The 24354-nt window shown below is 64.2% G+C and carries 23 protein-coding genes and 1 pseudogene; 8 read left to right on the forward strand and 16 right to left on the reverse strand.

Annotated features, from left to right (window positions below; translation table 11 throughout):
- Window positions 1–4: 4 nt before the first annotated feature.
- The 4 genes from rraA to ppsA all read right to left on the reverse strand — a co-directional run bounded on the left by rraA (window position 5) and on the right by ppsA (window position 4303).
- A complete protein-coding gene (rraA, locus tag TQ98_RS17420; RefSeq protein WP_044870167.1) occupies window positions 5–493 on the reverse strand; it encodes a ribonuclease E activity regulator RraA in 489 nt (162 codons plus the stop codon).
- Window positions 494–513: 20 nt separating this feature from the next.
- Window positions 514–813: a Rieske (2Fe-2S) protein gene (locus TQ98_RS17425; RefSeq protein WP_044870168.1), complete on the reverse strand. Its 300-nt coding sequence runs from the start codon at window positions 811–813 to the stop codon at window positions 514–516.
- 68 nt (window positions 814–881) lie between these two features.
- Entirely contained in the window at window positions 882–1868 is a 987-nt protein-coding gene (locus TQ98_RS17430) for an alpha/beta fold hydrolase (RefSeq protein ID WP_044870169.1), read from the reverse strand.
- Between the two features lie 65 nt (window positions 1869–1933).
- Window positions 1934–4303 carry a phosphoenolpyruvate synthase gene (gene ppsA / locus TQ98_RS17435; protein WP_103102995.1) on the reverse strand — a complete coding sequence of 790 codons (2370 nt, stop codon included), beginning with the start codon at window positions 4301–4303 and terminating at the stop codon, window positions 1934–1936.
- On the opposite strand from ppsA, the pseudogene TQ98_RS28165 reads away from it, so the two are divergent.
- Window positions 4250–4431 (forward strand): annotated as a pseudogene (locus TQ98_RS28165) (hypothetical protein). The gene ppsA and the pseudogene TQ98_RS28165 overlap by 54 nt on opposite strands.
- 36 nt (window positions 4432–4467) lie before the next feature.
- Window positions 4468–5286 carry a pyruvate, water dikinase regulatory protein gene (locus TQ98_RS17440; protein ID WP_044870172.1) on the forward strand — a complete coding sequence of 273 codons (819 nt, stop codon included), beginning with the start codon at window positions 4468–4470 and terminating at the stop codon, window positions 5284–5286.
- Between the two features lie 64 nt (window positions 5287–5350).
- On the opposite strand, the gene prpF is transcribed toward TQ98_RS17440, so the two are convergent.
- From prpF to TQ98_RS17465, 5 genes are all read right to left on the reverse strand, one after another.
- Window positions 5351–6538 (reverse strand): 2-methylaconitate cis-trans isomerase PrpF, encoded by a 1188-nt coding sequence (prpF, locus tag TQ98_RS17445; protein ID WP_044870173.1) that lies wholly within the window; start codon window positions 6536–6538, stop codon window positions 5351–5353.
- A 130-nt stretch (window positions 6539–6668) separates the two neighbouring features.
- Window positions 6669–9290 carry a Fe/S-dependent 2-methylisocitrate dehydratase AcnD gene (acnD, locus tag TQ98_RS17450; RefSeq protein ID WP_044870174.1) on the reverse strand — a complete coding sequence of 874 codons (2622 nt, stop codon included), beginning with the start codon at window positions 9288–9290 and terminating at the stop codon, window positions 6669–6671.
- A gap of 1 nt (window position 9291) precedes the next feature.
- Window positions 9292–10452: a 2-methylcitrate synthase gene (gene prpC / locus TQ98_RS17455; RefSeq protein WP_044870175.1), complete on the reverse strand. Its 1161-nt coding sequence runs from the start codon at window positions 10450–10452 to the stop codon at window positions 9292–9294.
- Between the two features lie 82 nt (window positions 10453–10534).
- On the reverse strand, window positions 10535–11419 hold the full coding sequence (gene prpB / locus TQ98_RS17460; RefSeq protein ID WP_044870176.1) for a methylisocitrate lyase: 885 nt from the start codon (window positions 11417–11419) through the stop codon (window positions 10535–10537).
- Window positions 11416–12138: a GntR family transcriptional regulator gene (locus TQ98_RS17465; protein ID WP_044870177.1), complete on the reverse strand. Its 723-nt coding sequence runs from the start codon at window positions 12136–12138 to the stop codon at window positions 11416–11418. The genes prpB and TQ98_RS17465 overlap by 4 nt, the downstream gene beginning before the upstream one ends.
- Before the next feature lie 303 nt (window positions 12139–12441).
- Between TQ98_RS17465 and TQ98_RS17470 the strand changes: the two genes are divergently transcribed.
- Genes TQ98_RS17470 through TQ98_RS17480 form a run of 3 tightly spaced genes read left to right on the forward strand, consistent with a single transcriptional unit; the run spans window position 12442 to window position 15500 of the window.
- Window positions 12442–12978 carry an ATP-dependent zinc protease gene (locus TQ98_RS17470; protein ID WP_044870178.1) on the forward strand — a complete coding sequence of 179 codons (537 nt, stop codon included), beginning with the start codon at window positions 12442–12444 and terminating at the stop codon, window positions 12976–12978.
- 5 nt (window positions 12979–12983) lie between these two features.
- Window positions 12984–14510 carry an inactive transglutaminase family protein gene (locus TQ98_RS17475; protein ID WP_044870179.1) on the forward strand — a complete coding sequence of 509 codons (1527 nt, stop codon included), beginning with the start codon at window positions 12984–12986 and terminating at the stop codon, window positions 14508–14510.
- Between the two features lie 3 nt (window positions 14511–14513).
- On the forward strand, window positions 14514–15500 hold the full coding sequence (locus tag TQ98_RS17480; RefSeq protein WP_044870180.1) for an alpha-L-glutamate ligase-like protein: 987 nt from the start codon (window positions 14514–14516) through the stop codon (window positions 15498–15500).
- A gap of 257 nt (window positions 15501–15757) precedes the next feature.
- Here the strand turns inward: TQ98_RS17480 and speE are convergent, their stop codons facing one another.
- Window positions 15758–16618 (reverse strand): polyamine aminopropyltransferase, encoded by an 861-nt coding sequence (gene speE / locus TQ98_RS17485; protein ID WP_044870181.1) that lies wholly within the window; start codon window positions 16616–16618, stop codon window positions 15758–15760.
- Window positions 16619–16825: 207 nt separating this feature from the next.
- On the opposite strand from speE, the gene TQ98_RS17490 reads away from it, so the two are divergent.
- Both TQ98_RS17490 and TQ98_RS17495 read left to right on the forward strand, forming a co-directional pair.
- Complete coding sequence (locus TQ98_RS17490; protein ID WP_044870182.1) at window positions 16826–17686, forward strand: DNA-3-methyladenine glycosylase; 861 nt, start codon at window positions 16826–16828, stop codon at window positions 17684–17686.
- A gap of 2 nt (window positions 17687–17688) precedes the next feature.
- Window positions 17689–18189 carry a methylated-DNA--[protein]-cysteine S-methyltransferase gene (locus TQ98_RS17495; RefSeq protein ID WP_044870183.1) on the forward strand — a complete coding sequence of 167 codons (501 nt, stop codon included), beginning with the start codon at window positions 17689–17691 and terminating at the stop codon, window positions 18187–18189.
- Window positions 18190–18195: 6 nt separating this feature from the next.
- Here TQ98_RS17495 and TQ98_RS17500 read toward each other — a convergent pair whose 3' ends face one another.
- From TQ98_RS17500 to aroC, 6 genes are all read right to left on the reverse strand, one after another.
- A complete protein-coding gene (locus TQ98_RS17500; protein ID WP_044870184.1) occupies window positions 18196–18753 on the reverse strand; it encodes a histidine phosphatase family protein in 558 nt (185 codons plus the stop codon).
- Window positions 18754–18935: 182 nt separating this feature from the next.
- A complete protein-coding gene (gene mtnC / locus TQ98_RS17505; RefSeq protein ID WP_044870185.1) occupies window positions 18936–19619 on the reverse strand; it encodes an acireductone synthase in 684 nt (227 codons plus the stop codon).
- 95 nt (window positions 19620–19714) lie between these two features.
- A complete protein-coding gene (locus tag TQ98_RS17510; RefSeq protein ID WP_044870186.1) occupies window positions 19715–20260 on the reverse strand; it encodes an acireductone dioxygenase in 546 nt (181 codons plus the stop codon).
- 87 nt (window positions 20261–20347) lie between these two features.
- Entirely contained in the window at window positions 20348–20962 is a 615-nt protein-coding gene (locus TQ98_RS17515; protein WP_044870187.1) for a methylthioribulose 1-phosphate dehydratase, read from the reverse strand.
- On the reverse strand, window positions 20959–22119 hold the full coding sequence (locus TQ98_RS17520; RefSeq protein ID WP_103102996.1) for an MFS transporter: 1161 nt from the start codon (window positions 22117–22119) through the stop codon (window positions 20959–20961). Before TQ98_RS17520 ends, TQ98_RS17515 begins: the two co-directional genes overlap by 4 nt.
- Window positions 22116–23207, reverse strand: a complete 1092-nt coding sequence (gene aroC / locus TQ98_RS17525) for a chorismate synthase (RefSeq protein ID WP_044870188.1) — start codon at window positions 23205–23207, stop codon at window positions 22116–22118. Before aroC ends, TQ98_RS17520 begins: the two co-directional genes overlap by 4 nt.
- A gap of 131 nt (window positions 23208–23338) precedes the next feature.
- Between aroC and TQ98_RS17530 the strand changes: the two genes are divergently transcribed.
- Window positions 23339–24319, forward strand: coding sequence for an alpha/beta fold hydrolase (locus TQ98_RS17530; RefSeq protein WP_044870189.1), 981 nt, complete (start codon window positions 23339–23341; stop codon window positions 24317–24319).
- Window positions 24320–24354 lie beyond the last annotated feature (35 nt).

Here is a 24354-nt window from a genome sequence, read left to right on the forward strand (position 1 = left end):
GGGGTCAGGCCGGCATTTCCAGGGGCTTGGGCGAAATGATGATGCCGTTGTTGTCGGCATACAGGTACTCACCCGGGCGGAAGGTGACGCCGCCGAAAGTCACCGCGACGTTCAGGTCGCCGATGCCGCGCTTGTCGGTCTTCATCGGGTGGCTGGCCAGGGCCTGGACGCCGAGGTCGGTCTGGGCGATCACATCGACATCACGGATGCAGCCATAGACGACGATGCCTTCCCAGCCATTCTTCGCGGCCTTCTCGGCCAGCATGTCGCCCAGCAGGGCACGGCGCAGGGAGCCGCCACCATCCACCACCAGGACCTTGCCCTTGCCGGGCAGATCGACCTGCTCCTTGACCACGGAGTTGTCCTCGAAGCACTTGATGGTGACGATCTCACCACCGAAGGAATCGCGACCACCGAAGTTGCTGAACATGGGTTCGACGACCTGGACCAGGTCCGGATAGGCATCGCACAGATCAGGGGTAACGTATTGCATGGACATCTCCTTGATAGCAGTTACAGATCGAGACCGATGCGGTCGCCGTCGTAGGCCAGCGTTAGGCGCTGCAACGGAGGGCAAGGGGCATTGACCGGTCGGCCACTGGCCAGGTCGAACGCAATGCCATGCCGTGAACAACGCAGTGCGCCACCGTCGAGCGTGGCGTTGTGCAGGGGCGCGCCCTGGTGAGGACAGCGATTTTCCATGAGGATCGGTTGCTGATCAACGACGATCAGTAATAATTGACGGCCCTGGACCTGAAAAGTGCCTCGATAGCCGTCCTGCAGGTTGATCAGTCGTTCCAGCGCTACGAACATGGAGCCTCCGCCCCGCAATTCCCGCCATCTTTAGCACAGCCCCCGGCGGCCCGAAACTGGAAACCGCCCTAGAGCGCCATCGCTTCGGCTGTCGATGTCGCAGCCGGCAGCCGCTGGTGCTCCAGCCAGTAGACCACCAGCGGCCAGACCTCGCGCTCGGCCGCCTTGCTCACCAGCATCTCGATATGTCCGAAGTCGTCACTGAATCCCTCGTCCTTCGCGAGTTGCAGGAAATGGCGATGCTCGGTCGGCACCTGTTCCACCAGCTTGCGGCATGCCCAGACCGGGTCCTGCTGGTCACCCGCCGCCGCCACCGCCAACACCGGCACCTGAACGTCCGAAAGACCCGCCCACCAGTCCCGCTCGGCGTCGCCGAAGCGCCCGAACAGCCCGTGCCAGCGCAGGCTTTCCAGCGCCACGCCAATGGGCTCATCTTCAGGGCCACGCTTGAGCCGGGAACCGGACAGCACGCCGAAGCGCTTGAGCAGCAGGCGGCTGCTCCACGCCACCGGCGGCACCTTGAGCGGCCAGTAGATGCGGCTGATCTGGCTACCGAACAGTGCCGCCGAAGCCACATCGCCCTCGCCGAGGTACTGCCCACCCAGGGCGGCAGCCAGGGTGGTGCCGCCGAGGGAATGGCCGATCCAGTGAGGCACCTGCCCGTTCTGCTCACGAACGAAAGCCGCGATGACCGGCAGGTCGTATCGCGCATAGTCGGCCACTCGATTGCGGCGATACTGCTGGTTGCGCGGCGAGAGGCCATGACCACGCATCTCGGCGATCCACACGTCGAATCCGATTCGGGCAAGGTGCGGCCCGAGGCCGAGCCCCTTGGGCGAATACCAGAAACGGCGATTGGAGAAACTGCCGTGGACCAGGATGACCGGCACGCCGCGCGCCCCCTCGTGGCCGAAACGACCGAGTCGGGTCAGGACCAGCTCGACACTGGGGTCCGGGCTGTTGCCGGGCTTCAGGCGATAGACATCCTCAGTCAGGTCGCCTCGAAGTTCTGCGCTCATCAGCGCCACGGGAAAGAGATCGCTACTGCTCTGCATGATTGCTGCTTGCACAAAAAAGGGCGGGTTTCAAACCCGCCCTTTTCGTTTCGATCAACGAAGGATCAGGCCTGACCTTCCGCGAGGAAGAACCAGGTATCCAGCACCGAGTCAGGGTTCAGGGAGACGCTTTCGATGCCTTGCTCCATCAGCCACTTGGCCAGATCCGGGTGGTCGGACGGGCCCTGGCCGCAGATGCCGATGTACTTGCCAGCGTTGTTGCAGGCGGCAATGGCATTGGCCAGCAGTTTCTTCACGGCCGGATTACGCTCGTCGAACAGGTGGGCGACGATACCGGAATCGCGGTCCAGGCCCAGGGTCAGCTGGGTCAGGTCGTTGGAGCCGATGGAGAAACCGTCGAAGAACTCCAGGAACTCCTCGGCCAGCAGGGCGTTGGAGGGCAGCTCGCACATCATGATGACCTTCAGGCCATTCTCGCCGCGCTTCAGGCCGTTGCTGGCCAGCAGCTCGACCACCTGGGAGGCTTCGCCCAGGGTGCGCACGAAGGGCACCATGATCTCGACGTTGGTCAGGCCCATTTCATTGCGGACCTTCTTCAGCGCACGGCATTCCAACTCGAAGCAGTCGCGGAAGGATTCGCTGATGTAACGGGACGCACCGCGGAAGCCGAGCATCGGGTTCTCTTCTTCCGGCTCGTAGAGCTTGCCGCCGATCAGGTTGGCGTATTCGTTGGACTTGAAGTCCGACAGGCGCACGATGACCTTTTTCGGCCAGAAGGCCGCGGCCAGGGTGCTGATGCCTTCAACCAGCTTCTCGACGTAGAAGCCCACCGGATCGTTGTAGCCGGCGATGCGCTTCTCGACGCTTTCCTTGATCTCGGCCGGCAGCCCGGCAAAGTTCAACAGCGCCTTCGGGTGCACGCCGATCATGCGGTTGATGATGAATTCCAGGCGAGCCAGGCCCACACCCTCGTTGGGCAGTTGGGCGAAGTCGAAGGCGCGGTCCGGGTTGCCGACGTTCATCATGATCTTGAACGGCAGGTCGGGCATTGCATCAACGGAGTTGGTGCGGATGTCGAAGCCCAGTTGGCCCTCGAAGATGAAGCCGGTGTCGCCCTCGGCGCAGGAAACGGTCACACCCTGGCCATCCTGCAGGACGGAGGTGGCGTTGCCGCAACCGACGACAGCCGGGATGCCCAGCTCACGGGCGATGATCGCGGCGTGGCAGGTACGACCACCACGGTTGGTGACGATGGCGCTGGCGCGCTTCATCACGGGCTCCCAGTCCGGGTCGGTCATGTCGGAGACCAGCACGTCGCCCGGCTGGACCTTGTCCATCTCGGAAACGTCGTGGATCACGCGAACCTGGCCGGCGCCGATGCGTTGGCCAATGGCACGGCCTTCTACCAGAACCTTGCCCTTTTCCTTCAGCAGGTAGCGCTCCATCACGGTGGCGCTGGCGCGGCTCTTCACGGTTTCCGGACGGGCCTGCACGATGTACAGCTTGCCGTCGTCACCGTCCTTGGCCCACTCGATGTCCATCGGACGACCGTAGTGCTTCTCGATGATCAGGGCCTGCTTGGCCAGTTCGGCGACTTCGGCGTCGGACAGGGCGAAACGGGCGCGGTCGGCGCGATCCACGTCCACGGTCTTCACCGACTTGCCGGCCTTGGCTTCTTCGCCGTAGACCATCTTGATCGCCTTGCTGCCGAGGTTGCGGCGCAGAATCGCGGGGCGGCCAGCCTCGAGGGTGGCCTTGTGCACGTAGAATTCGTCGGGGTTCACAGCGCCCTGTACCACGGTCTCGCCGAGGCCGTAGGCGGCAGTGATGAAGACGACATCACGGAAACCGGACTCGGTGTCCAGGGTGAACATCACGCCGGCGGTGCCGGTTTCCGAGCGGACCATGCGCTGCACGCCGGCGGACAGGGCGACCAGCTTGTGGTCGAAGCCCTGGTGCACGCGGTAGGCGATGGCACGGTCGTTGAACAGGGAGGCGAACACCTCTTTGGCAGCGCGGATCACGTTGTCCACGCCACGGATGTTAAGGAAGGTTTCCTGCTGGCCGGCAAAGGAGGCGTCGGGCAGGTCTTCGGCGGTGGCGGAGGAACGCACGGCCACGGCCAGGTTGTCATTGCCCTTGGCCAGTTCGGCGAAGGCAGTGCGGATTTCGGCATCCAGGCGCGCTGGGAACTCGGCGTCCATCACCCACTTACGGATTTCGGCGCCAGTCTTGGCAAGGGCGTTGACGTCATCCACATCGAGCTTGTCGAGGGCGGCGTGGATACGATCGTTCAGGCCGCTCTGCTCGAGGAAGTCACGGTAGGCCTGAGCAGTAGTGGCGAAACCACCGGGAACGGAAACACCGGCGCCAGCCAGATTGCTGATCATCTCGCCCAGGGATGCGTTCTTGCCCCCCACATGCTCAACATCGTGAACGCCGAGCTTATCGAGGGAAACTACGTACTCTACCAAGGTGATCTCTCCACTATTTGTTGGAAAAGCTCATGCGGAACAACTCCGCAGCGTTCTGGCTTTGGTCCAGAAAAATACGTCACAATGCCGACCGGCTCGGGCCTGGCGAAAAACGCGGCCTATCATAGCCAAGAATCGTTCCTGACTTAAGGCCTTTGGCGCAAATGAAACGCACCGCTTTCTTCATCTCCGACGGTACTGGCATCACTGCGGAAACCCTTGGCCAGAGCCTCCTGGCGCAGTTCGAAACCATTACCTTCCAAAAGATCACGCGGCCCTATATCGACAGCGTTGAAAAAGCGCGCGCCATGGTACAGCAAATCAATAAGGCTGCGGAGGTAGACGGCGCCCGCCCGATCATCTTCGACACCATCGTGAACCAGGAGATCCGTGACATCCTGGCCACCTCCAACGGCTTCATGATCGACATCTTCTCCACCTTCCTTTCGCCGTTGGAACAGGAACTTACCTCGCACTCCTCCTACTCGGTCGGCAAATCCCACTCCATCGGCCAGCACTCCAATTACATGGAGCGGATCGAGGCGGTGAACTTCGCCCTCGACAACGACGACGGCGCCCGCACCCATTACTACGACAAGGCCGACCTGATCCTCGTCGGCGTCTCCCGCTGCGGCAAGACGCCCACCTGCCTGTATATGGCAATGCAATACGGAATTCGTGCCGCAAATTATCCGCTGACCGAGGAAGACATGGAGCGCCTGCAGCTTCCCGCCGCCCTCAAGCAGCACAAGGACAAGCTGTTCGGCCTGACCATCGACCCGGACCGCCTCACCGCGATCCGCAACGAGCGCAAGCCCAACAGCCGCTACGCCAGCTTCGCCCAGTGCGAGTTTGAAGTGCGCGAGGTCGAGAACCTGTTCCGCCGCGAAAACATCACTTTCATCAACTCCACGCATTTCTCGGTGGAAGAGATTTCCGCCAAGATCCTGGTGGAGAAAGGCGTCGAGCGCCGGCTCAAGTAAGCCCTCGACACCCAATGAAAAAGCCCGCCTCGGCGGGCTTTTTCATTGGCCGGAGCCGGCAACCTTAGAATGCGTCGCCGGGTACCCGCACCCAACCTTCCATCAGAACGCGGGCGCTGCGGCTCATGATCGCCTTGGTCACGACCCACTCGCCGTCGACCTTGGCGGCTTCCGCACCTACACGCAGGGAGCCCGACGGATGGCCGAAGCGCACGGCGTTACGCTCGCCACCACCGGCGGCCAGGTTCACCAGGGTTCCCGGAATGGCGGCCGCAGTGCCGATGGCCACGGCGGCGGTACCCATCATCGCGTGATGCAGCTTGCCCATGGACAACGCACGCACCAGCAGGTCGACGTCTTCGGCCTTGACCGTCTTGCCGCTGGACGCCACGTAATCCCTGGATTGAGCGACGAAAGCGATTTTCGGCGTGTGCTGGCGGGTGGCCGCCTCTTCCGGGGTCTTGATCAGCCCCATGCGCAGCGCGCCGGCAACCCGGATGGCCTCGAACCGGGCCAGTGCCTCGGGGTTTCCGTTGATGTGCTCGCGCAGCTCGGTGCCGGTGTAGCCGATGTCCTCGGCGTTGACGAACACCGTGGGAATACCGGCGGTGATCATGGTTGCCTTGAAGGTACCGACACCCGGCACCTCCAGGTCATCAACCAGGTTGCCGGTGGGGAACATCGAGCCGCCCTCCTCCCCGTCATCGGACGGATCGAGGAACTCCAGCACGATTTCCGCAGCCGGGAAGGTCACGCCGTCCAGATCGAAATCACCGGTTTCCTGGACCTGGCCGTTGGTGACCGGCACATGGGCGATGATGGTTTTCTGGATATTGGCCTGCCAGATGCGTACCACGCAGGTGCCGTTCTCCGGAATGCGCGCCGGATCCACCAGGCCGGCGTGCAGGGCAAAGGCGCCGGCAGCGGTGGACAGGTTGCCGCAGTTGCCGCTCCAGTCGACGAAGGCCTTGTCGATGGAGATCTGACCATAGAGGTAGTCCACATCGTGATCCGGCTGGCTGCTCTTGGACAGGATCACGCATTTGCTGGTGCTGGAGGTGGCCCCGCCCATGCCGTCGATGTGGGCGGAATAGGGATCGGGACTGCCGATCACCCGCATGAACAGCTTGTCGCGTGCCTCACCCGGCACCTGGCAGCGCTCGGGCAGGTCCTGCAGGCGGAAGAACACGCCCTTGCTGGTACCGCCGCGAATGTAGGTGGCGGGGATTTTCACTTGGGATACGTGAGGCATGGATTCGCTGTCCTGAAATTCTGTTGGGTTTCGCCGCGCTCAATACCAACCTGCGGTTGGTATGCGCCGCGTAGGACGGGTTGAGCGGAGCGATACCCCATGGGGCATCGCTCCGCTCAACCCAATCGCATCAGGCGGTGGCCTTCTGCGAGGACGACTCGAGGAAGTCCTTGGCGAAGCGCTGCAGGACGCCACCGGCGTTGTACACGCTCACATCGGCGGCGGTGTCCAGGCGGCAAGTCACCGGCACTTCGACCACTTCACCGTTGCGGCGATTGACCACCAGGGTCAGGTCGCAGCGGGGCGACAGGTCACCCTTGATGTCGTAGGTCTCGGTGCCGTCGAGGCCGAGGGTCAGACGGGTGGTGCCCGGCTTGAACTCGACCGGCAGGACGCCCATGCCGACCAGGTTGGTGCGGTGGATGCGCTCGAAGCCCTCGGCCACGATGACCTCGACCCCGGCCAGACGCACGCCCTTGGCCGCCCAGTCACGGGACGAGCCCTGGCCGTAGTCGGCGCCGGCAACGATGATCAGGTTCTGCTTGCGGTTCATGTAGGTTTCGATGGCTTCCCACATGCGCATGACCTTGCCTTCCGGCTCGACGCGGGCCAGCGAACCCTTCTTCACTGCGCCATCGACAACGGCCATTTCATTGACCAGTTCCTTGTTGGCGAAGGTCGCGCGCTGCGCAGTCAGGTGGTCGCCGCGGTGGGTGGCGTAGGAGTTGAAGTCCTCCTCCGGCAGGCCCATCTTGTGCAGGTACTCACCGGCGGCCGAGTTCATCAGGATCGCGTTGGACGGCGACAGGTGGTCGGTGGTGATGTTGTCCGGCAGGATCGCCAGCGGCAGCATGCCTTTCAGGGTGCGCTCACCAGCCAGCGCGCCTTCCCAGTACGGGGGACGGCGGATGTAGGTGGACATCGGGCGCCAGTCGTACAGCGGGCTTTCCGCTTCCTGCACGCTGCCCAGATCGAACATCGGGATGTAGATCTGGCGGAACTGCTCCGGCTTCACGCTGGCGGCGACGATGGCGTCGATCTCTTCGTCGGACGGCCACAGGTCCTTCAGGGTGACGGGGTTGCCGTCCTTGTCGGTACCCAGCACATCCTGCTCGATGTCGAAGCGCACGGTGCCGGCGATGGCGTAGGCAACCACCAGCGGCGGCGAAGCCAGGAAGGCCTGCTTGGCGTACGGGTGGATACGGCCGTCGAAGTTGCGGTTACCCGACAGCACGGCAGTGGCGTACAGGTCGCGGTCGATGATTTCCTGCTGGATCGCAGGCTCCAGCGCCCCGGACATGCCGTTGCAGGTGGTGCAGGCGTAGGCGACGATGCCGAAGCCCAGCTTTTCCAGTTCTGGCAGCAGACCGGCTTCTTCCAGGTACAGCTTGGCGACCTTGGAACCCGGCGCGAAGGAGGTCTTCACCCACGGCTTGCGCACCATACCCAGCGCGTTGGCTTTCTTCGCCACCAGGCCGGCGGCGACCACGTTGCGCGGGTTGGAGGTGTTGGTGCAGCTGGTGATGGCGGCGATGATCACCGCGCCATCGGGCATCAGGCCTTCAGCTTCTTCGGCCTTGCCGCTTTGCAGCTTGGCCTCGTCGGCGATACCGCGCTCGGCCAGTGCCGAGGTCGGCAGGCGGCGGTGCGGGTTGGACGGACCGGCCATGTTGCGCACAACGGTGCCCAGGTCGAAGCTCAGTACGCGCTCGTACTCGGCGGTCTGCAGCGCGTCGCTCCACAGGCCGAGGGTCTTCGCGTAGTTCTCCACCAACGCTACCTGCTCCGGCTCGCGGCCTGTGAGCTTGAGGTAATCGATGGTCTGCTGGTCGATGTAGAACATCGCCGCGGTGGCGCCGTATTCCGGGCACATGTTGGAGATGGTCGCGCGGTCGCCGATCGACAGGCTGTCAGCGCCCTCGCCGAAGAATTCGACGTAGGCACCCACCACGCGCTCCTTGCGCAGGAACTCGGTCAGCGCCAGGACGATATCGGTGGCGGTGATGCCCGGCTTGCGCTTGCCGGTCAGCTCGACACCGACGATGTCGGGCAGACGCATCATCGATGGATGGCCGAGCATCACGGTTTCGGCTTCCAGGCCGCCGACGCCGATGGCGATCACGCCCAGGGCATCGACGTGCGGGGTGTGCGAGTCGGTGCCGACGCAGGTGTCGGGGAAGGCCACCCCGCCGCGCGCCTGGATCACCGGGCTCATCTTCTCCAGGTTGATCTGGTGCATGATGCCGTTGCCGGCCGGGATCACGTCGACGTTCTTGAACGCGGTCTTGGTCCACTCGATGAAGTGGAAGCGGTCTTCGTTACGGCGATCCTCGATGGCGCGGTTCTTCTCGAAGGCTTCCGGGTCGAAGCCCGGGGCTTCAACGGCCAGCGAGTGGTCGACGATCAGTTGGGTCGGCACCACCGGGTTGACCTTGGACGGATCACCACCCTGCTCGGCGATGGCGTCACGCAGGCCGGCCAGGTCGACCAGGGCGGTCTGGCCGAGGATGTCGTGGCAGACCACGCGCGCCGGATACCAGGGGAAGTCCAGGTCACGCTTGCGGTAGATCAGCTGTTCCAGCGACGCGGTCAGGCTCGCTGGTTCGCAGCGACGCACCAGCTGTTCGGCGAGTACGCGGGAGGTGTAGGGCAGTTTTTCCCAGGCACCCGCCTGGATCGCCTCGACGGCCGCGCGGGCGTCGAAGTAGTCCAGCTGAGTGCCCGGCAGGCTCTTGCGGTATTGGCTGTTCATCTTATTTGCGGTCCTTGAGCGGCACGAACTTCAGATCTTCCGGGCCGACGTAGTTGGCGCTCGGACGGATGATCTTGCCGTCGATGCGCTGCTCGATGACGTGGGACGACCAGCCGGCAGTGCGGGCGATCACGAACAGCGGGGTGAACATGGCGGTGGGCACGCCCATCATGTGGTAGCTGACGGCGCTGAACCAGTCGAGGTTCGGGAACATCTTCTTGATGTCCCACATGACGGTTTCCAGGCGCTCGGCGATGTCGAACATCTTGGTGTTGGACTGCTCGGCGGACAGCTGGCGAGCAACTTCCTTGATCACCTTGTTGCGCGGGTCGGCGATGGTGTAGACCGGGTGGCCGAAACCGATGATCACTTCCTTCTTCTCGACGCGGGCGCGAACGTCGGCTTCAGCTTCGTCCGGATTGTCGTAGCGCTTCTGGATTTCGAAGGCCACTTCGTTGGCGCCGCCGTGCTTCGGACCACGCAGGGCACCGATGGCGCCAGTGATGCAGGAGTACATGTCGGAGCCGGTGCCAGCGATCACGCGGGCGGTGAAGGTCGAGGCGTTGAACTCGTGCTCGGCGTACAGGTTCAGCGAGGTGTGCATGGCGCGAACCCACGACTCGCGCGGCTTCTCGCCGTGCAGCAGGTGCAGGAAGTGGCCGCCGATGGAGTCATCGTCGGTTTCCACGTCGATGCGCTTGCCGTTGTGGCTGAAGTGGTACCAGTACAGCAGGGCCGAACCCAGGCTGGCCATCAGCTTGTCGGCAATGTCGCGGGCGCCCGGATGGTTGTGGTCTTCCTTCTCCGGCGACAGGCAGCCCAGAACGGACGTGGCGGTGCGCATCACGTCCATCGGGTGGGCGGACGGCGGCAGTTGCTCCAGGGCGGCCTTGACGCCAGCCGGCAGGCCGCGCAGGGCTTTCAGCTTGGCCTTGTAGCCCGCCAGTTCGGCGACGTTCGGCAGCTTGCCGTGGACCAGCAGGTGGGCGATTTCCTCGAACTCGCTGGTGTTGGCGAAGTCGAGAACGTCATAGCCGCGGTAGTGCAGGTCGTTGCCGGTGCGGCCAACGGTGCACAGGGCGGTGTTGCCGGCGGCGGTGCCACTCAGGGCCACGGACTTCTTCGGCTTGAAGGCAGTAGTGGTTTCGGCGGAAGCGGTCATCGTGGAATTCTCCTCATTCAATCCGGTGCTTGCGTCTTGTTTTTCCGTGGGCCGCCCCGCTCGGGGAGCGGCCCACGTCCGGTTACTTCTTGGCGGCGAACAGCGCGTCGAGCTTCTGCTCGAAGGCGTGGTAGCCGATGCGGTCGTACAGTTCCGCGCGGGTCTGCATCAGATCGATCACTTCTTTCTGGTGACCATCACGGCGAATGGCGGTGTAGACAGCCTCTGCGGCCTTGTTGGCGGCGCGGAAGGCCGACAGCGGATACAGCTGGATGGAAACACCCACCGAGGCCAGCTCGTCGCGGGAGAACAGCGGGGTGGCGCCGAACTCGGTGATGTTGGCCAGGATCGGCACGTTCAGCGCATCGACGAAGCGCTTGTAGGTCGGCAGGTCGTAGGCCGCCTCGGCGAAGATGGCGTCAGCGCCGGCTTCGACGTAGCGCTGGCAGCGCTCGATGGCGGCGTCCACACCTTCAGCCTGGATGGCGTCGGTACGGGCGATCAGGAAGAAATTCGGGTCGGTCTTGGCGTCAGCGGCAGCCTTCACGCGGTCAGCCATCTCCTCGGTGGAGACGATTTCCTTGCCCGGACGGTGGCCGCAGCGCTTGGCGCCAACCTGGTCTTCGATGTGGGCAGCGGCAGCGCCGGCCTTGATCAGGTTCTTGACGGTACGCTCGATGTTGAAGGCGCTGGGACCGAAGCCGGTGTCGATGTCCACCAGCAGCGGCAGGTCGCACACGTCGGTAATGCGACGCACGTCGGTGAGCACGTCATCCAGGGTATTGATGCCCAGGTCCGGCAGGCCCAGCGAACCGGCAGCGACACCGCCGCCGGACAGGTAGATGGCCTTGAAGCCGGCACGCTTGGCCAGCAGTGCATGGTTGGCGTTGATGGCGCCGATGACCTGCAGCGGACGTTCCTCGGCAATGGCGTCGCGGAAGCGCTGGCCCGGGGTTTTCAAACTCATGACTCACCTCGTGTTTTGGACGGGTTGGCGAGCGCTTCCTGGTAGTGGCGCTCAATGTTGCGCTTGGAAGCACCGATGTGACGGCGCATCAGCAGTTCGGCCAGTTCGCCGTCTCGGTCGGCGATGGCATCGAGAATTCGGTGGTGCTCGGCGAAGGCCTGGCGAGGCCGGTTCGGCACGGTGGAGAACTGGAGGCGATACATCCGTACCAGTTGATAGAGCTCGCCGCAGAGCATCTTGGTCAGGGTCTTGTTACCGCTGCCCTGGATGATGCGGTAGTGGAAGTCGAAGTCGCCCTCTTGCTGGTAGTAGCCGCGACCGGCCTGGAAGGCCTCGTCACGCTCATGGGTATCCAGCACCCGGCGCAGTTCATCGATCTCGGCCTGGCTCATACGCTCGGCAGCCAGGCGGCAGGCCATGCCCTCGAGGGACTCGCGGATTTCGTAAAGCTCGATCAGCTCGGCATGATTGAGGGAAACCACCCGCGCCCCCACATGGGGCACCCGCACCAGCAGGCGCTGCCCTTCCAGGCGGTGGATCGCCTCGCGCAGCGGACCGCGGCTGATACCGTAGGTGCGCGCCAGCTCGGGCTCGGAGATCTTGCTGCCCGGAGCGATCTCACCCTGCACGATGGCAGCCTGGATACGCCGGAAGACGTGCTCGGAGAGGGTTTCCGAGTCCAGTTGTTCAGTAGCGGGGGTTTCGGGAGTAGCCTGCATGATTGTCGACACATTAGTCAGCGGTTGCGCAAAACTACTGTCGCACTGGTCGTTTGTCAAACAACAATCTGACAATTGTCGACAATCTGCTTCTAACCAAAAATTCTAAGCACTGAGCCACACACCTGTCTTTGGCACCATATGCGTCTGTCGCGGTGCAAAATCCGCATGCTAGAATGCGCGCCGCCAGCGCCAGTCTGGGCGCCATTCACTTGCCTGCTAGACTCCCAGACCAGGCGCAACAGCCAAGAAGGCCGTGAGCCGGGCTCCTGGACCGATGACCGCTTTACGCTCAAAGGACTTATGACACTCAAGCCCTTCGCCCTTTTCGCCTGCCTCCTCGCCCTACCCGGTCTGAGCCTCGCCAACGAGAAGACCGTCTACGGCCTCAATGAATACGCCCGGCTGAAGGATCTCGACCTCGTCGTCGCCGCCAAGCTCGATACCGGCGCCAAGACCGCCTCGCTCAGTGCCCGCGACATCACGCGCTTCAAGAAGAATGGCGAAAGCTGGGTACGTTTCTACCTGGCCATCGACGACGCCCACGAACACCCGATCGAACGCCCCCTCGCGCGAATCAGCAAGATCAAGCGCCGCTCCGGCGACTACGACCCCGAGGAAGGCAAGACCTACACCGCACGCCCGGTCATCGAACTGGAGGTGTGCATGGGCAAGGCCCTGCGGCAGATCGAAGTGAACCTCACCGACCGCAGTGCATTCCAATACCCGCTTCTGATCGGTTCCGAGGCGCTCAAGCGCTTCGATGCACTGGTCGACCCGAGCCTTAAATACGCCGCCGGCAAACCCGGCTGTGCCACCGACGCAAACTCTGACGAGTAACCCACATGCGCTCTCTTACCCTGCATCTGAAAGTCCTGATCACCCTATTGGTGAGCCTGGGCGTTCTGATAACGGCCTACCAGATCTTCATCCAGGGCATCCCGATCACCGAGGATGCGACCGACGACCTCTGGAACATCGACGCCAAGGTCGAATTCCAGGCGAGCCCCAAGGACCCGATCAAGGTCCAGATGTTCGTTCCGCCACTGAATCGGGACTACGTCAGCCTCAATGAGAGCTTCATCTCCAACAACTATGGGGTGAGCATCAACCGCACCGATGGCAACCGTAAGGTGACCTGGTCCGCGCGTCGCGCCAGTGGCAACCAGACCCTCTACTACCGCCTGGTGCTGACCAAGCGCTACAGCGGCGAGAAGCCGAAGGACAAGGGGCCGATCTTCCGCGACAGCATCCCGGTGGAAGGCCCCGAGAAGATCGCTGCCGAGGCCCTGTTGGCACCCATCCGCCAGCACTCCGCCGACGTCGAGACCTTCATCAGCGAGACCATCAAGCGTGTCAACAATCTGAACGATGACAACGTCAAGCTGCTGCTGGCTGGCGACACCAGCACCCCGAACAAGGCCAAGGCCATCGAGCTGCTGCTGTCCATCGCCCACGTGCCGATGGAGCGCGTCCATACCATTCGCCTGGTGAGCGAGCAGGCCCAGAGCCCCGAACTCTGGCTGCGCAGCTTCAATGGCGAGAACTGGCTGTATTTCAACCCCGAAACCGGCGAGCAGGGCCTGCCGGGCGATCGCCTGATCTGGTGGACCGGTGACGACAACCTGATCAACGTCGACGGCGGCAAGAAGGTCCAGGTGACCTTCAGCATGAACAACAGCGAGATGAACGCCATTCGCCTGGCCAAGCTGACCGACGAGAACACCGACGCCGACTTCCTCGAGTACTCGCTCTACGGCCTGCCGCTGCAGACCCAGCAGACCTACCAGATCATGATCATGATCCCGATCGGCGTACTGGTGATCCTGATCCTGCGCAACCTTGGCGGCCTGCAGACCCTGGGTACCTTCACCCCGGTGCTGATCGCCCTCGCCTTCCGCGAAACCCAGCTGGGCTTCGGCATCGTGCTCTTCACCATCATCACGGCGCTGGGCCTGTCGCTGCGTTCCTACCTCGAACACCTGAAGCTGCAGATGCTGCCACGACTATCGGTGGTGCTGACGTTCGTGGTGGTGCTGATCGCGGTCATCAGCCTGCTGAGCCACAAGCTGGGCCTGGAGCGCGGCCTGTCGGTGGCCCTGTTCCCGATGGTGATCCTGACCATGACCATCGAACGCCTGTCCATCACCTGGGAAGAACGCGGCGGCGGCCATGCCTTCAAGGTGGCGATCGGCACCCTGGTCGCGGCCACCCTGGCACACCTGCTGATGACCGTACCGGAGCTGACCTACTTCATCTTCACCTTCCCGGCGGTGCTGCTGATCATGGTGGGCTTCATGCTGGCGATGGGTCGCTACCGCGGCTACCGCCTGACCGAACTCTTCCGCTTCAAAGCCTTCCTGAAGGACTGAGCCATGTTCGGCCTGCTCAAGACGTGGAAAGCCCTCGAAGCCAAAGGCATCATGGGCATCAACCGGCGAAACGCGGATTACGTGCTGAAGTACAACAAACGGCACCTGTACCCGATCGTCGACGACAAGATCATCACCAAGCAGCGCGCCATCGAGGCAGGGATTCACGTACCCGAGATGTACGGGATCATCTCCACCGAGAAGGAAATCGAGAAGCTCGACGAGATCATCGGCGAGCGCAACGACTTCGTGATCAAGCCGGCGCAGGGCGCCGGCGGCGACGGCATCCTGGTGATCGCCGACCGCTTCGAAGGCCGCTACAAGACCGTGTCCGGCAAGATCATCAGCCGCGAGGAGATCGAGCATCAGCTCTCCTCCATCCTCACCGGCCTCTACTCCCTGGGCGGGCACCGTGACCGCGCGCTGATCGAGTACCGCGTGACCCCGGACCAGATCTTCAAGAGCATCAGCTACGAAGGCGTGCCGGACATCCGCATCATCGTGCTGATGGGCTACCCGGTGATGGCGATGCTGCGCCTGCCCACCCGTCAGTCCAACGGCAAGGCCAACCTCCACCAGGGCGCCATCGGCGTCGGCGTGGACCTGGCCACCGGGCTCACCCTGCGCGGCACCTGGCTGAACAACAAGATCGCCAAGCACCCGGACACCACCAACGCGGTGGACGGCGTGCAGCTGCCCAACTGGGACGGCTTCATGAAGCTGGCGGCCGGCTGCCACGAGCTGTGCGGCCTGGGCTATATCGGTGTCGACATGGTGCTGGACCAGGACAAGGGCCCGTTGATCCTCGAGCTCAACGCCCGCCCCGGCCTGAACATCCAGATCGCCAACGACTGCGGCCTGACCCACCGTGCCCACGCCGTCGAGGCTCGTCTCGAAGAGCTGAAGGCCAAGGGCATCAAGGAAACCCCGGAAGAGCGCGTGCGGTTCTCCCAGGGACTCTTCGGCCACGTGCGGCCGGCGGAGATCTGAGCCATCGCTGCATGAAAAAGCCCGGCCTTGTGCCGGGCTTTTTCATATGGCGAAGCTCAAGGCCCGTAGGGTGCGCCGTGCGCACCGGCAAGCCGGTGCCGAGGTTTCGGTGTGCGCAGCGCACCCTACTCGATTCAGTCCTGAATCCCAGGAGAACTGGCCGGGCATCGCTGGTGGATGAAAGAGCGCCATCCACCCTACGCAAAGCCGAACCAGTAAAAAGGGGCCATTAGGCCCCTTTTCATCTACCCGACAACTCAGTCATTGCTCGGCTTGTTCACCGCCTGCAGCACGTACTGCGGCAGGGCGAAGGCGCCGACATGGATCTCGGGGTTGTAGTAGCGGGTCACGATGCCGCTGCCAGCATAGCGCTGACGCAGGGTTTCCACCGGCAGCTTGCGCATTTCCGCATCGGTGGAGCCCCAGGCAAAGGCCATGGCGCCGCCGATATAGGTGGGCACCGCGGCCTGGTAGAAGTGCCAGTCGACGAACAGGCTGTCCATGCGGCTGGCGGTGGTCTGCACTTCGCCCAGCTGCATGAAGGGGGTGCCGTTCTGGGTCACCAGCACGCCACCGTCGTTCAGGCAGCGGCGGCAGGCCTGATAGAAGTTCTCGGAGAACAGCACCTCGCCCGGACCGATGGGGTCGGTGGAGTCCGAGATGATGACGTCGAACTTCTCCTCGGTGGTGGCGACGAAACGCATGCCGTCGTCGATCACCAGGTTCAGGCGCGGATCTTCGTAGGCGCCCTTGGAGTGGTTGGGCAGGAATTCCTTGCACATTTCCACCACCGTGCCGTCAATTTCCACCATGGTGATGCGCTCGATATCACGGTGCTTGCGCACTTCACGCAGCATGCCGCCGTCACCGCCGCCGATGATCAGCACGCTCTTCACCGCGCCGTGGGCGAGGATCGGCACGTGGGTGAGCATCTCGTGGTAGATGAACTCGTCCGCCTCGGTGGTCTGGATCACGCCGTCCAGAGCCATGACACGGCCCATGCGGGCGTTCTCGAAGATCACCAGGTGCTGGTGCTCGGTACGCACTTCGTGCAGCAGCTTGTCCATGCGAAAGCGCTGGCCGTAACCGTCGTACAGAGTTTCCTGATAGTCGCTCATGGGTTGTCTCCCCTGCTGGCTGTAGTAGCGGACGGTGCCACCGCCCCATGAAAAGGCGCGCATTCTACGATGGCTTCGATGACAGGTCGAACCGTGCGGGAAAATTTGAAAGTCAGTTTTGCAGAGACGTTCCAGCGCCAGGAGAATATCGTCGCACCCTGACGGCAATCGCTCCCTTTACCTGAATCCCGCGAGCCCACCGAGCCCATGCGCCTTGATTACTTCGAGCCCTGGAGTTGGAAGCAGTTCCAGCAACATTTCGCCCTGCGGCGCCTGCCCGGCGTCGAACAACTGACGGCCGACAGCTACTGCCGCAGCTTCCGCCTGGGCGAGCGTAGCGGCTGGTTCCGCCTGCGCCCGCTGCCCGGAGTCCTGGAACTGGAGCTGAGCCCGTCTGCCCGGGGCCTGGAGCAGCAGCTGGCGCCGCGCGTGCGGCAGATGTTCGACCTGGACAGCGATCCCGCCGCCATCGCCCGCCACCTGGGCCGCGACCCGCTCCTGCACGACCTGCTCACGCGTTACCCAGGCCTTCGCCTGCCTGTTGCCTTCGACCCGTTCGAACAAGGCGTGCGCACCATCATCGGCCAGCAAGTCACGGTGAAGGCGGCGGTGACCATCGCCGGGCGCCTGGTGGAACGGCTCGGAGAACCGCTGAAAGATGCGGAGGAAGGCGGCCCGCAGCGACTCTTCCCCTGCGCGCAGGCCATCGCCGACGACCCGCTGCCCGGCATCGGCATGCCCGGCAAACGTGTCGACACCTTGCGCCGTTTCGCCCAATCCGTGGCCGACGGCAGCCTGGAACTGAGCCTGGCGGCAGGCGTCGAAGCCCTCATCGAACGACTTTGCGCCCTGCCCGGCATCGGCCGCTGGACCGCCGAGTACATCGCACTGCGTGCCTTCGGCCAACCGGATGCCTTCCCCACCGCAGACCTGGGCCTGCTCAAATCCCCCCTCTGGGGGCCAGGAGGCATCAGCGCGCGGGACCTGGCCAACCGCGCCGAACAATGGCGGCCCTGGCGCGCTTACGCCGCCGTCTATCTCTGGCAGAGCTACGCCGAGGAGAATTGAAGATGCATTACCGCTACCAGGACAGCCCTATCGGTCCCTTGCTGCTGGCGGGTGACGACAGCGGCCTGCAACTGCTGCACATGGACGCCGCCCAGCCGTGGGAACTGGCTCCGGACTGGCAGCCTGCCAAAAAGGAGCTGGATGTGGCCTGCCGCCAGCTGGACCTCTATTTCCAAGGGCGTCTGAAACGCTTCGACCTGCGCCTGGCGCCTCGCGGCACCGCCTTCCAGCAGCAGGTCTGGCACGCCCTGCTGGGCATTCCCTACGGGCGGACCACCAGCTACAGCGAATTGGCCGAACGCATCGGCAAGCCGAAATCGGTGCGCGCCGTGGGCACCGCCAACGGCGCCAACCCCATCGCCATCATCATCCCCTGTCACCGGGTGATCGGCCGCGACGGCAGCCTCACCGGCTACGCCGGCGGCCTGTCGCGCAAGGCGCTGCTGCTCAAACTGGAAGGGGTGAAGCTGCAGCCGGAACAGGATCAGCTGCTGTTGATCTGAGCCCGCTCAAGGCTGGCGGATTCGTGCAAGCACCTTGGGCGGATCGGCCAGGGGCAGTTCGATGATCAGCCCCTCCCCGTCTCGCGTCGAAACACCGGTGAGCGCCTCGATGTTCGTCTGGTGGCTGACCATGATCACCGGCCGATCCTTGGGCACTTTCTCGATGGCCTGGCGCATCTCATCCGTCTGCGCTTCCTGGCTTTCCGGGTCCTTGAAGAAGGAGTCCAGCGCCGACAACAACTCCACCGCCCCCAGGCCCATTTCCATCGCCGTGTCCTGGGCGCGACACCAATTGCTGGTGTAGAGCCGCGGCTGCTCCACCTTGCGTCGCACCAGTAATTTTCCCCATCGGCGCGCCTCCCGGCGCCCCCTGTCGCTGAGGTTGCGCTGGGTGCTGCAATCCCCCAGACGGAAACCTTCCGGGTCGCCCGTGCCGGGCGCCGTGGTATGGCGCAGCAGGAGGAATGCCTTGCCCTCGCGCAGGGCCTGCCATGCCGCCTTCTGATCGGCGACCACCGGCTGGGCCAGCAGCGCGACCAGCATCAGCACGATGAATCGGATCATGGCCGGGCCGCCGGGTTCGACGACCGGTCACAGGCCGCCCCAGCCGGGCCCCGCCCAAGGAGGAACACAGCAAAGCAAAGGCAGGAACCCATGGGGACGCTCCCTGATGGATGCAGTCACCCCAAGGATAGATCGGCTGACAGAAGCCTTCCTCGCGCTCTGTCAGACGATTCTGGGTGGCGTCAGAAGCGCGTCAGATCGATCACCGCGAAGCTGGCCACCGTCTCGTGACCGTCCAGGACGCCGCCGTCACGGGCGAGGCCAACGGTCTGCATGCCCGCGTCACGGGCGGCGTCCAGCTCCTGGACCACATCGGACAGGAAGAGGATCTCCTCGCCGGATCGACCAATGGCGGCGGCGATGCGCTGGTAGGAGGCTGCCTCGCGCTTCGGCCCGGAGGTGGTGTCGAAGTAGCCGGAGAACAGCGGAGTCAGGTCGCCCGCCTCGGAACAGCCGAAGATCAGTTTCTGCGCCTGGATGGAGCCGGAGGAATAGACGTAGAGGTCATAGCCTTCCTGCTTCCAGCGACGCAGCGCTTCCACCGCATCCGGGTAGACATGCCCCTTGAGCTGGCCGGCGCGGTAGCCCTGCTCCCAGACCATGCCCTGCAGCGCCTTCAGCGGCGTCGCCTTGCGGTCTTCGGCAATCCAGTCGAGAAGGATTTCCACCACCCGCTCCAGGCTGGCCCCGGCCTCGCCGCTCTCCGCCCGCACGGCATCGATCTGCTGCGCCACCGCCGGTTCATCAGCGTGGGTCAGGACGAATTCCGGCAGGTGCCGCGCGGCGAAGGGGAAAAGCACGTCGAAGACGAAGCTCACCGCGCTGGTGGTGCCTTCGATGTCGGTGAGAATGGCCTTGATGGGCATAGGGAAACTCCAGATGAATCAGGTACGGCCGAGCGCAGGAAAGGTGGGCTGAAGCCCACCCTACGGCGCGACGCGGATGAAACGGTTGCGGGGCGTCAGTCTTCCAGCGGCGGGAAGCGCTTGGCGATGTCGTCGCCGGTGAACTGGGCGACCCAGCCTTCCGGGTTGTTGAACAGGCGGATGGCGACGAAGTGCGGGTGCTCGCCCATGTCGAACCAGTGGCGGGTGCCGGCCGGCACGGAAATCAGGTCGTTCTTCTCGCAGAGCACGGCGTAGACGTAGTCGTCGATATGCAGGGTGAACAGGCCACGACCGGCAACGAAGAAGCGCACTTCGTCCTCGCCGTGACGGTGCTCGTCGAGGAACTTGGCACGCAACTCGGCCTTCTGCGGGTGGTCGCTGGTCAGGCTGACCACGTCCACCGTGACGTAGCCCTGCTCCTGCATCAAACGATCGATCTGCGGCCGGTAGGCGGCGATCACCTCGTCCTGGCTCGCGCCCGGAGCGATGGGGGCGCAAGCCTCCCAACGCTCGAAACGCACGCCGACACCGGCCAGGGTGGACGCGATGTCGTCCAGGTGGGTCAGGACCTTGTTCGGCAGGTCGGGGCTGGATTCGTGGTAGACGGTCAGGCTGCTCATCTGGGTACTCCTTGCGGGCCGCCTCCCGGCTCTCTGGCGGGTCGGACGGCACCGGTATCAGTCAGGCATCTTCGTGTGAAGGAAGCATCAGCGCTGGGTGATCGAGAGCGTCTTGAGCTCGCACTCGAAGAGGAATTCGAAGGCTTCGACCTGGCGCAGGGCGTCGCTCATGCGCGGCCCCCAAGTATAGAGGCCGTGACCACGGATCAGGTAACCCACGCAGTCCGGGTGCTGGTCCAGCCAGGGCTGTACCTTGGCGGCCAGGCGGGCGATGTCCTGGTCGTTGTCGAAGATGGGCACCAGCACCTGGGATTCATGGGTAGTGACACCGCTGAAGGCCTTCTGCAGCTCGTAGTCGGCGAACACCAGGGAGTCGGCCAGGGTCAGGCGCGACAACACGGTAGCGTTCACCGAATGGGTGTGCAGCACGGCGCCGATTTCCGGCTTCCAGCGGTAGAGCTGGGTGTGCAGCAGGGTCTCCGCCGACGGCTTCTTGCCCGGCTCCAGGCTGTTGCCGTCCAGGTCCGTGGCCAGCACGTCGTCCGGCCCCAGTTGGCCCTTGTGCTTGCCGGAAACGGTCAGCAGCGCCTGATCGGCCGAAAGCCGCGCGGAATAGTTGCTGCTGGTGGCCGGCGACCAACCACGGTCATACAGGAAACGGCCGGCTTCGATGATTTCCTGGGCGAGTTGTTGGCGATTCATGCCCGCTCCTCTTGCAATCGGGTGGCAATGATAACGGCTGCGGCAAGTGCCGCGAGACTGGCGATGACGTAGGTCCAGACCGGCCCCAGGCTGCTCCAGCTGTAGCCCGAGTAGAGCGCGCCCAGGGCACCGCCGGTGCCGGCGAGGGCGGCGTAGAGCGCCTGCCCCTGGCCTTGCTGGCGCGGTCCGAAACGACGTTGCACGAAATGGATGGCGGCTGCGTGAAAGCTGCCGAAGGTGGCGGCGTGCAGCAGTTGGGCGAAGAGCAGCACCGGCAGTTGGTCGGCGAAGTTGCCCAGCAGCAGCCAGCGCAGCGCGGCGATCAGGACGCTGACCAGCAGCACCACGCGCACGGAATAGCGCGCCAGAATCCGCGCCATCACCAGGAACAGCAGCACCTCGGCCACCACGCCCAGGGCCCAGAGCTGGCCGATCAGGCTGCGGGAATAGCCGAGGGATTCCAGGTAGATGGTCTGGAAACTGTAGTAAGGCCCGTGGGAAAGCTGCATCAGCCCCACGCATAGATAGAAGGCCAGAACGCCCGGCTGGCGAAGTTGAGTGACGAAGCCGCCCTGCCCCGCCGCGTCGGGACGCGCCTGGGGCACCGCATTGGGCACCCAGAAACTGCTGAGGACGATGCCCGCCATGATGGCCACCAGCGCCCAGGGATAGAGGTCCAGGCTGAACAGCTCGAACAGCTTGCCCAGGCCGATCACCGTGAGGATGAAGCCGATGGAGCCCCACAGTCGCACCTGGCTGTAGCGCGCCGCCTGCTCCCGCAGATGGGCCAGGGTGATCACCTCGAACTGTGGCAGCACTGCATGCCAGAAGAACGCGTGCAGGGCCATGATCAGCGCCAGCCAGGCGTAGCTGTGGCTGACGAAGATCAGCGAGAAGGTCACCAGGGTGCAGAAGGCGCCGAAGCGCACGATGTCCAGGCGCCGGCCGCTGCGATCCCCCAGCCACCCCCAGAGATTGGGCGCCACGCAGCGCATCAGCATGGGGATGGCCAGCAGCTCGCCGATTCGCGCACTGGAAAAGCCCAGGTGCGCGAAATACAGGCCCAGGAAGGGCGCCGTAGCGCCCAGCAGGGAGAAGTAGAAGAGGTAGAAACTGGACAGCCGCCAATAGGGCAGCGCGTTCGCGCCGCCGGTCACAGCTGGCCGAGCACCGGCGTCTCTACGCGCACGTCGGCGTTCTGCGCGCGGTGGCGCAGCAGGTGGTCCATCAGCACGATGGCCATCATGGCTTCGGCGATCGGGGTGGCGCGGATGCCCACGCAGGGGTCATGACGGCCCTTGGTGACGACCTCCACCGGGTTGCCGTTCACATCGATGGAACGGCCAGGGGTAGTGATGCTGGACGTGGGCTTGAGCGCCAGGTTGGCAACGATCGGCTGGCCGGAGGAAATACCGCCGAGGATGCCGCCGGCGTTATTGGAGAGGAAACCCTCCGGGGTCAGCTCGTCGCGGTGCTGGGTGCCGCGCTGGGCGACGCAGTCGAACCCGGCACCGATCTCCACACCCTTGACGGCGTTGATGCTCATCAGGGCATGGGCCAGCTCGGCGTCGAGGCGGTCGAAGATCGGCTCACCCAGACCCGGCGGCACGCCTTCGGCGACCACGGTGATCTTGGCGCCCACGGAATCCTGGTCACGGCGCAGCTGGTCCATGTAGGCCTCCAGCTCCGGCACCTTGTCCGGATCGGGGCTGAAGAAGGCGTTCTGTTCCACCGAATCCCAGGTCTTGAAGGGAATTTCGATGGGGCCGAGCTGGCTCATGTAGCCACGCACGGTGATGCCCTGGGTGGCCAGGAACTTCTTGGCGATGGCACCGGCCGCCACGCGCATGGCGGTTTCCCGTGCCGAGGAACGGCCGCCGCCACGGTAATCGCGGATGCCGTACTTGTGGTGGTAGGTGTAGTCGGCGTGGGCCGGGCGGAACAGGTCCTTGATGGCCGAGTAGTCCTTGGACTTCTGGTCGGTGTTGCGAATCAGCAGGCCGATGGCGCAACCGGTGGTCTTGCCCTCGAATACACCGGAGAGGATTTCCACCTCGTCCGCTTCCTGGCGCTGGGTGGTGTGGCGGCTGGTGCCCGGCTTGCGGCGGTCCAGGTCACGCTGCAGGTCCTCGAGGGACAGCTCCAGCCCCGGCGGGCAACCGTCGACTATGGCGACCAGCGCCGGACCATGGCTTTCGCCAGCGGTGGTGACAGTGAACAGCTTGCCGTAGGTGTTGCCGGACATGCACAGTGCTCCGCAGAAATGGGCCTCGATCAAAGGTCGAGGAGTATACCCGCGGCGCCCCGCCAGTTCACCCCTGGAACCAGGCGGCGACGGCCGCGTCCAACCCGCCAATTCGGACTTCGACCCCTCCCATGCTGCGCTACCTGCTGCTTGCCCTCCCCCTCCTCGCCAACCTCGCCCAGGCGGCGCCCCAGAGCGTGCTGCAACGTCCCATCGAATTGGACACCGGCAGCGGGGTCCTGCGCGGAACCTTGCTGCGACCGAAGACCGACCAACCGGTGCCGGTGGCCCTGATCATCGCCGGCTCGGGCCCCACCGACCGCGACGGCAACAATGCCCTGGGCGGGCGCAACGACAGCCTGAAGAAGCTGGCCCAGTTGCTGGCGCGCCACGGTATCGCCAGCGTGCGCTACGACAAGCGCGGCATCGCCGCCAGCCAGGACGCCGGGACCGACGAGCGCCAGCTCAGTATCGAGCTCTACGCCGCCGACGCCGCCGCCTGGGGTCAGCGCCTGAAGCTGGACCCGCGCTTTTCCCGGCTCATCCTCATCGGCCACAGCGAAGGGGCGCTGATTGCCAGCATGGCGGCGGAGTCTGCCGGCGCCGATGCGCTGATCAGCATTGCCGGCAGCGCCCGGCCAATCGACCAGTTGCTACGGGAGCAACTGCAGACCCGCCTGCCACCGCCCCTGCTCGCCCAGAGCGAGGCCTTGCTGAGCAGCCTGCGGGCCGGCCAGCAGGTGGCCGAGGTGCCGGAGCCCCTGGAAGTGCTGTTCCGCCCCAGCGTGCAGCCCTACCTGATTTCCCTGTTCCGCCAGGAGCCGGCCCAGGTGTTCGGCCGGCTGCACATGCCGGCGCTGATTATCCAGGGCAGCCATGACATCCAGGTCGGAGTCACCGATGCCGAGCAACTCAAGGCCGCTCGCCCCGACGCCCAGTTGGCGATCATCGAAGGCATGAACCACATGCTGCGCATCGTGCCCATGGACATGGACCAGCAGTTGGCTTCCTACCGCGATCCGCAACTGCCCCTGGCCCGGGAACTGGGTGATCGAATCCTCGCCTTCATCAACGGACTAACGGACTCCAGAAACGCGGACAGCAGCCGATAAAACCCAAGACGGACGTACCAGAACCGCCGTCGCTG

The organism is Pseudomonas sp. LFM046 (assembly GCF_000949385.2).
Classification (GTDB): domain Bacteria; phylum Pseudomonadota; class Gammaproteobacteria; order Pseudomonadales; family Pseudomonadaceae; genus Metapseudomonas.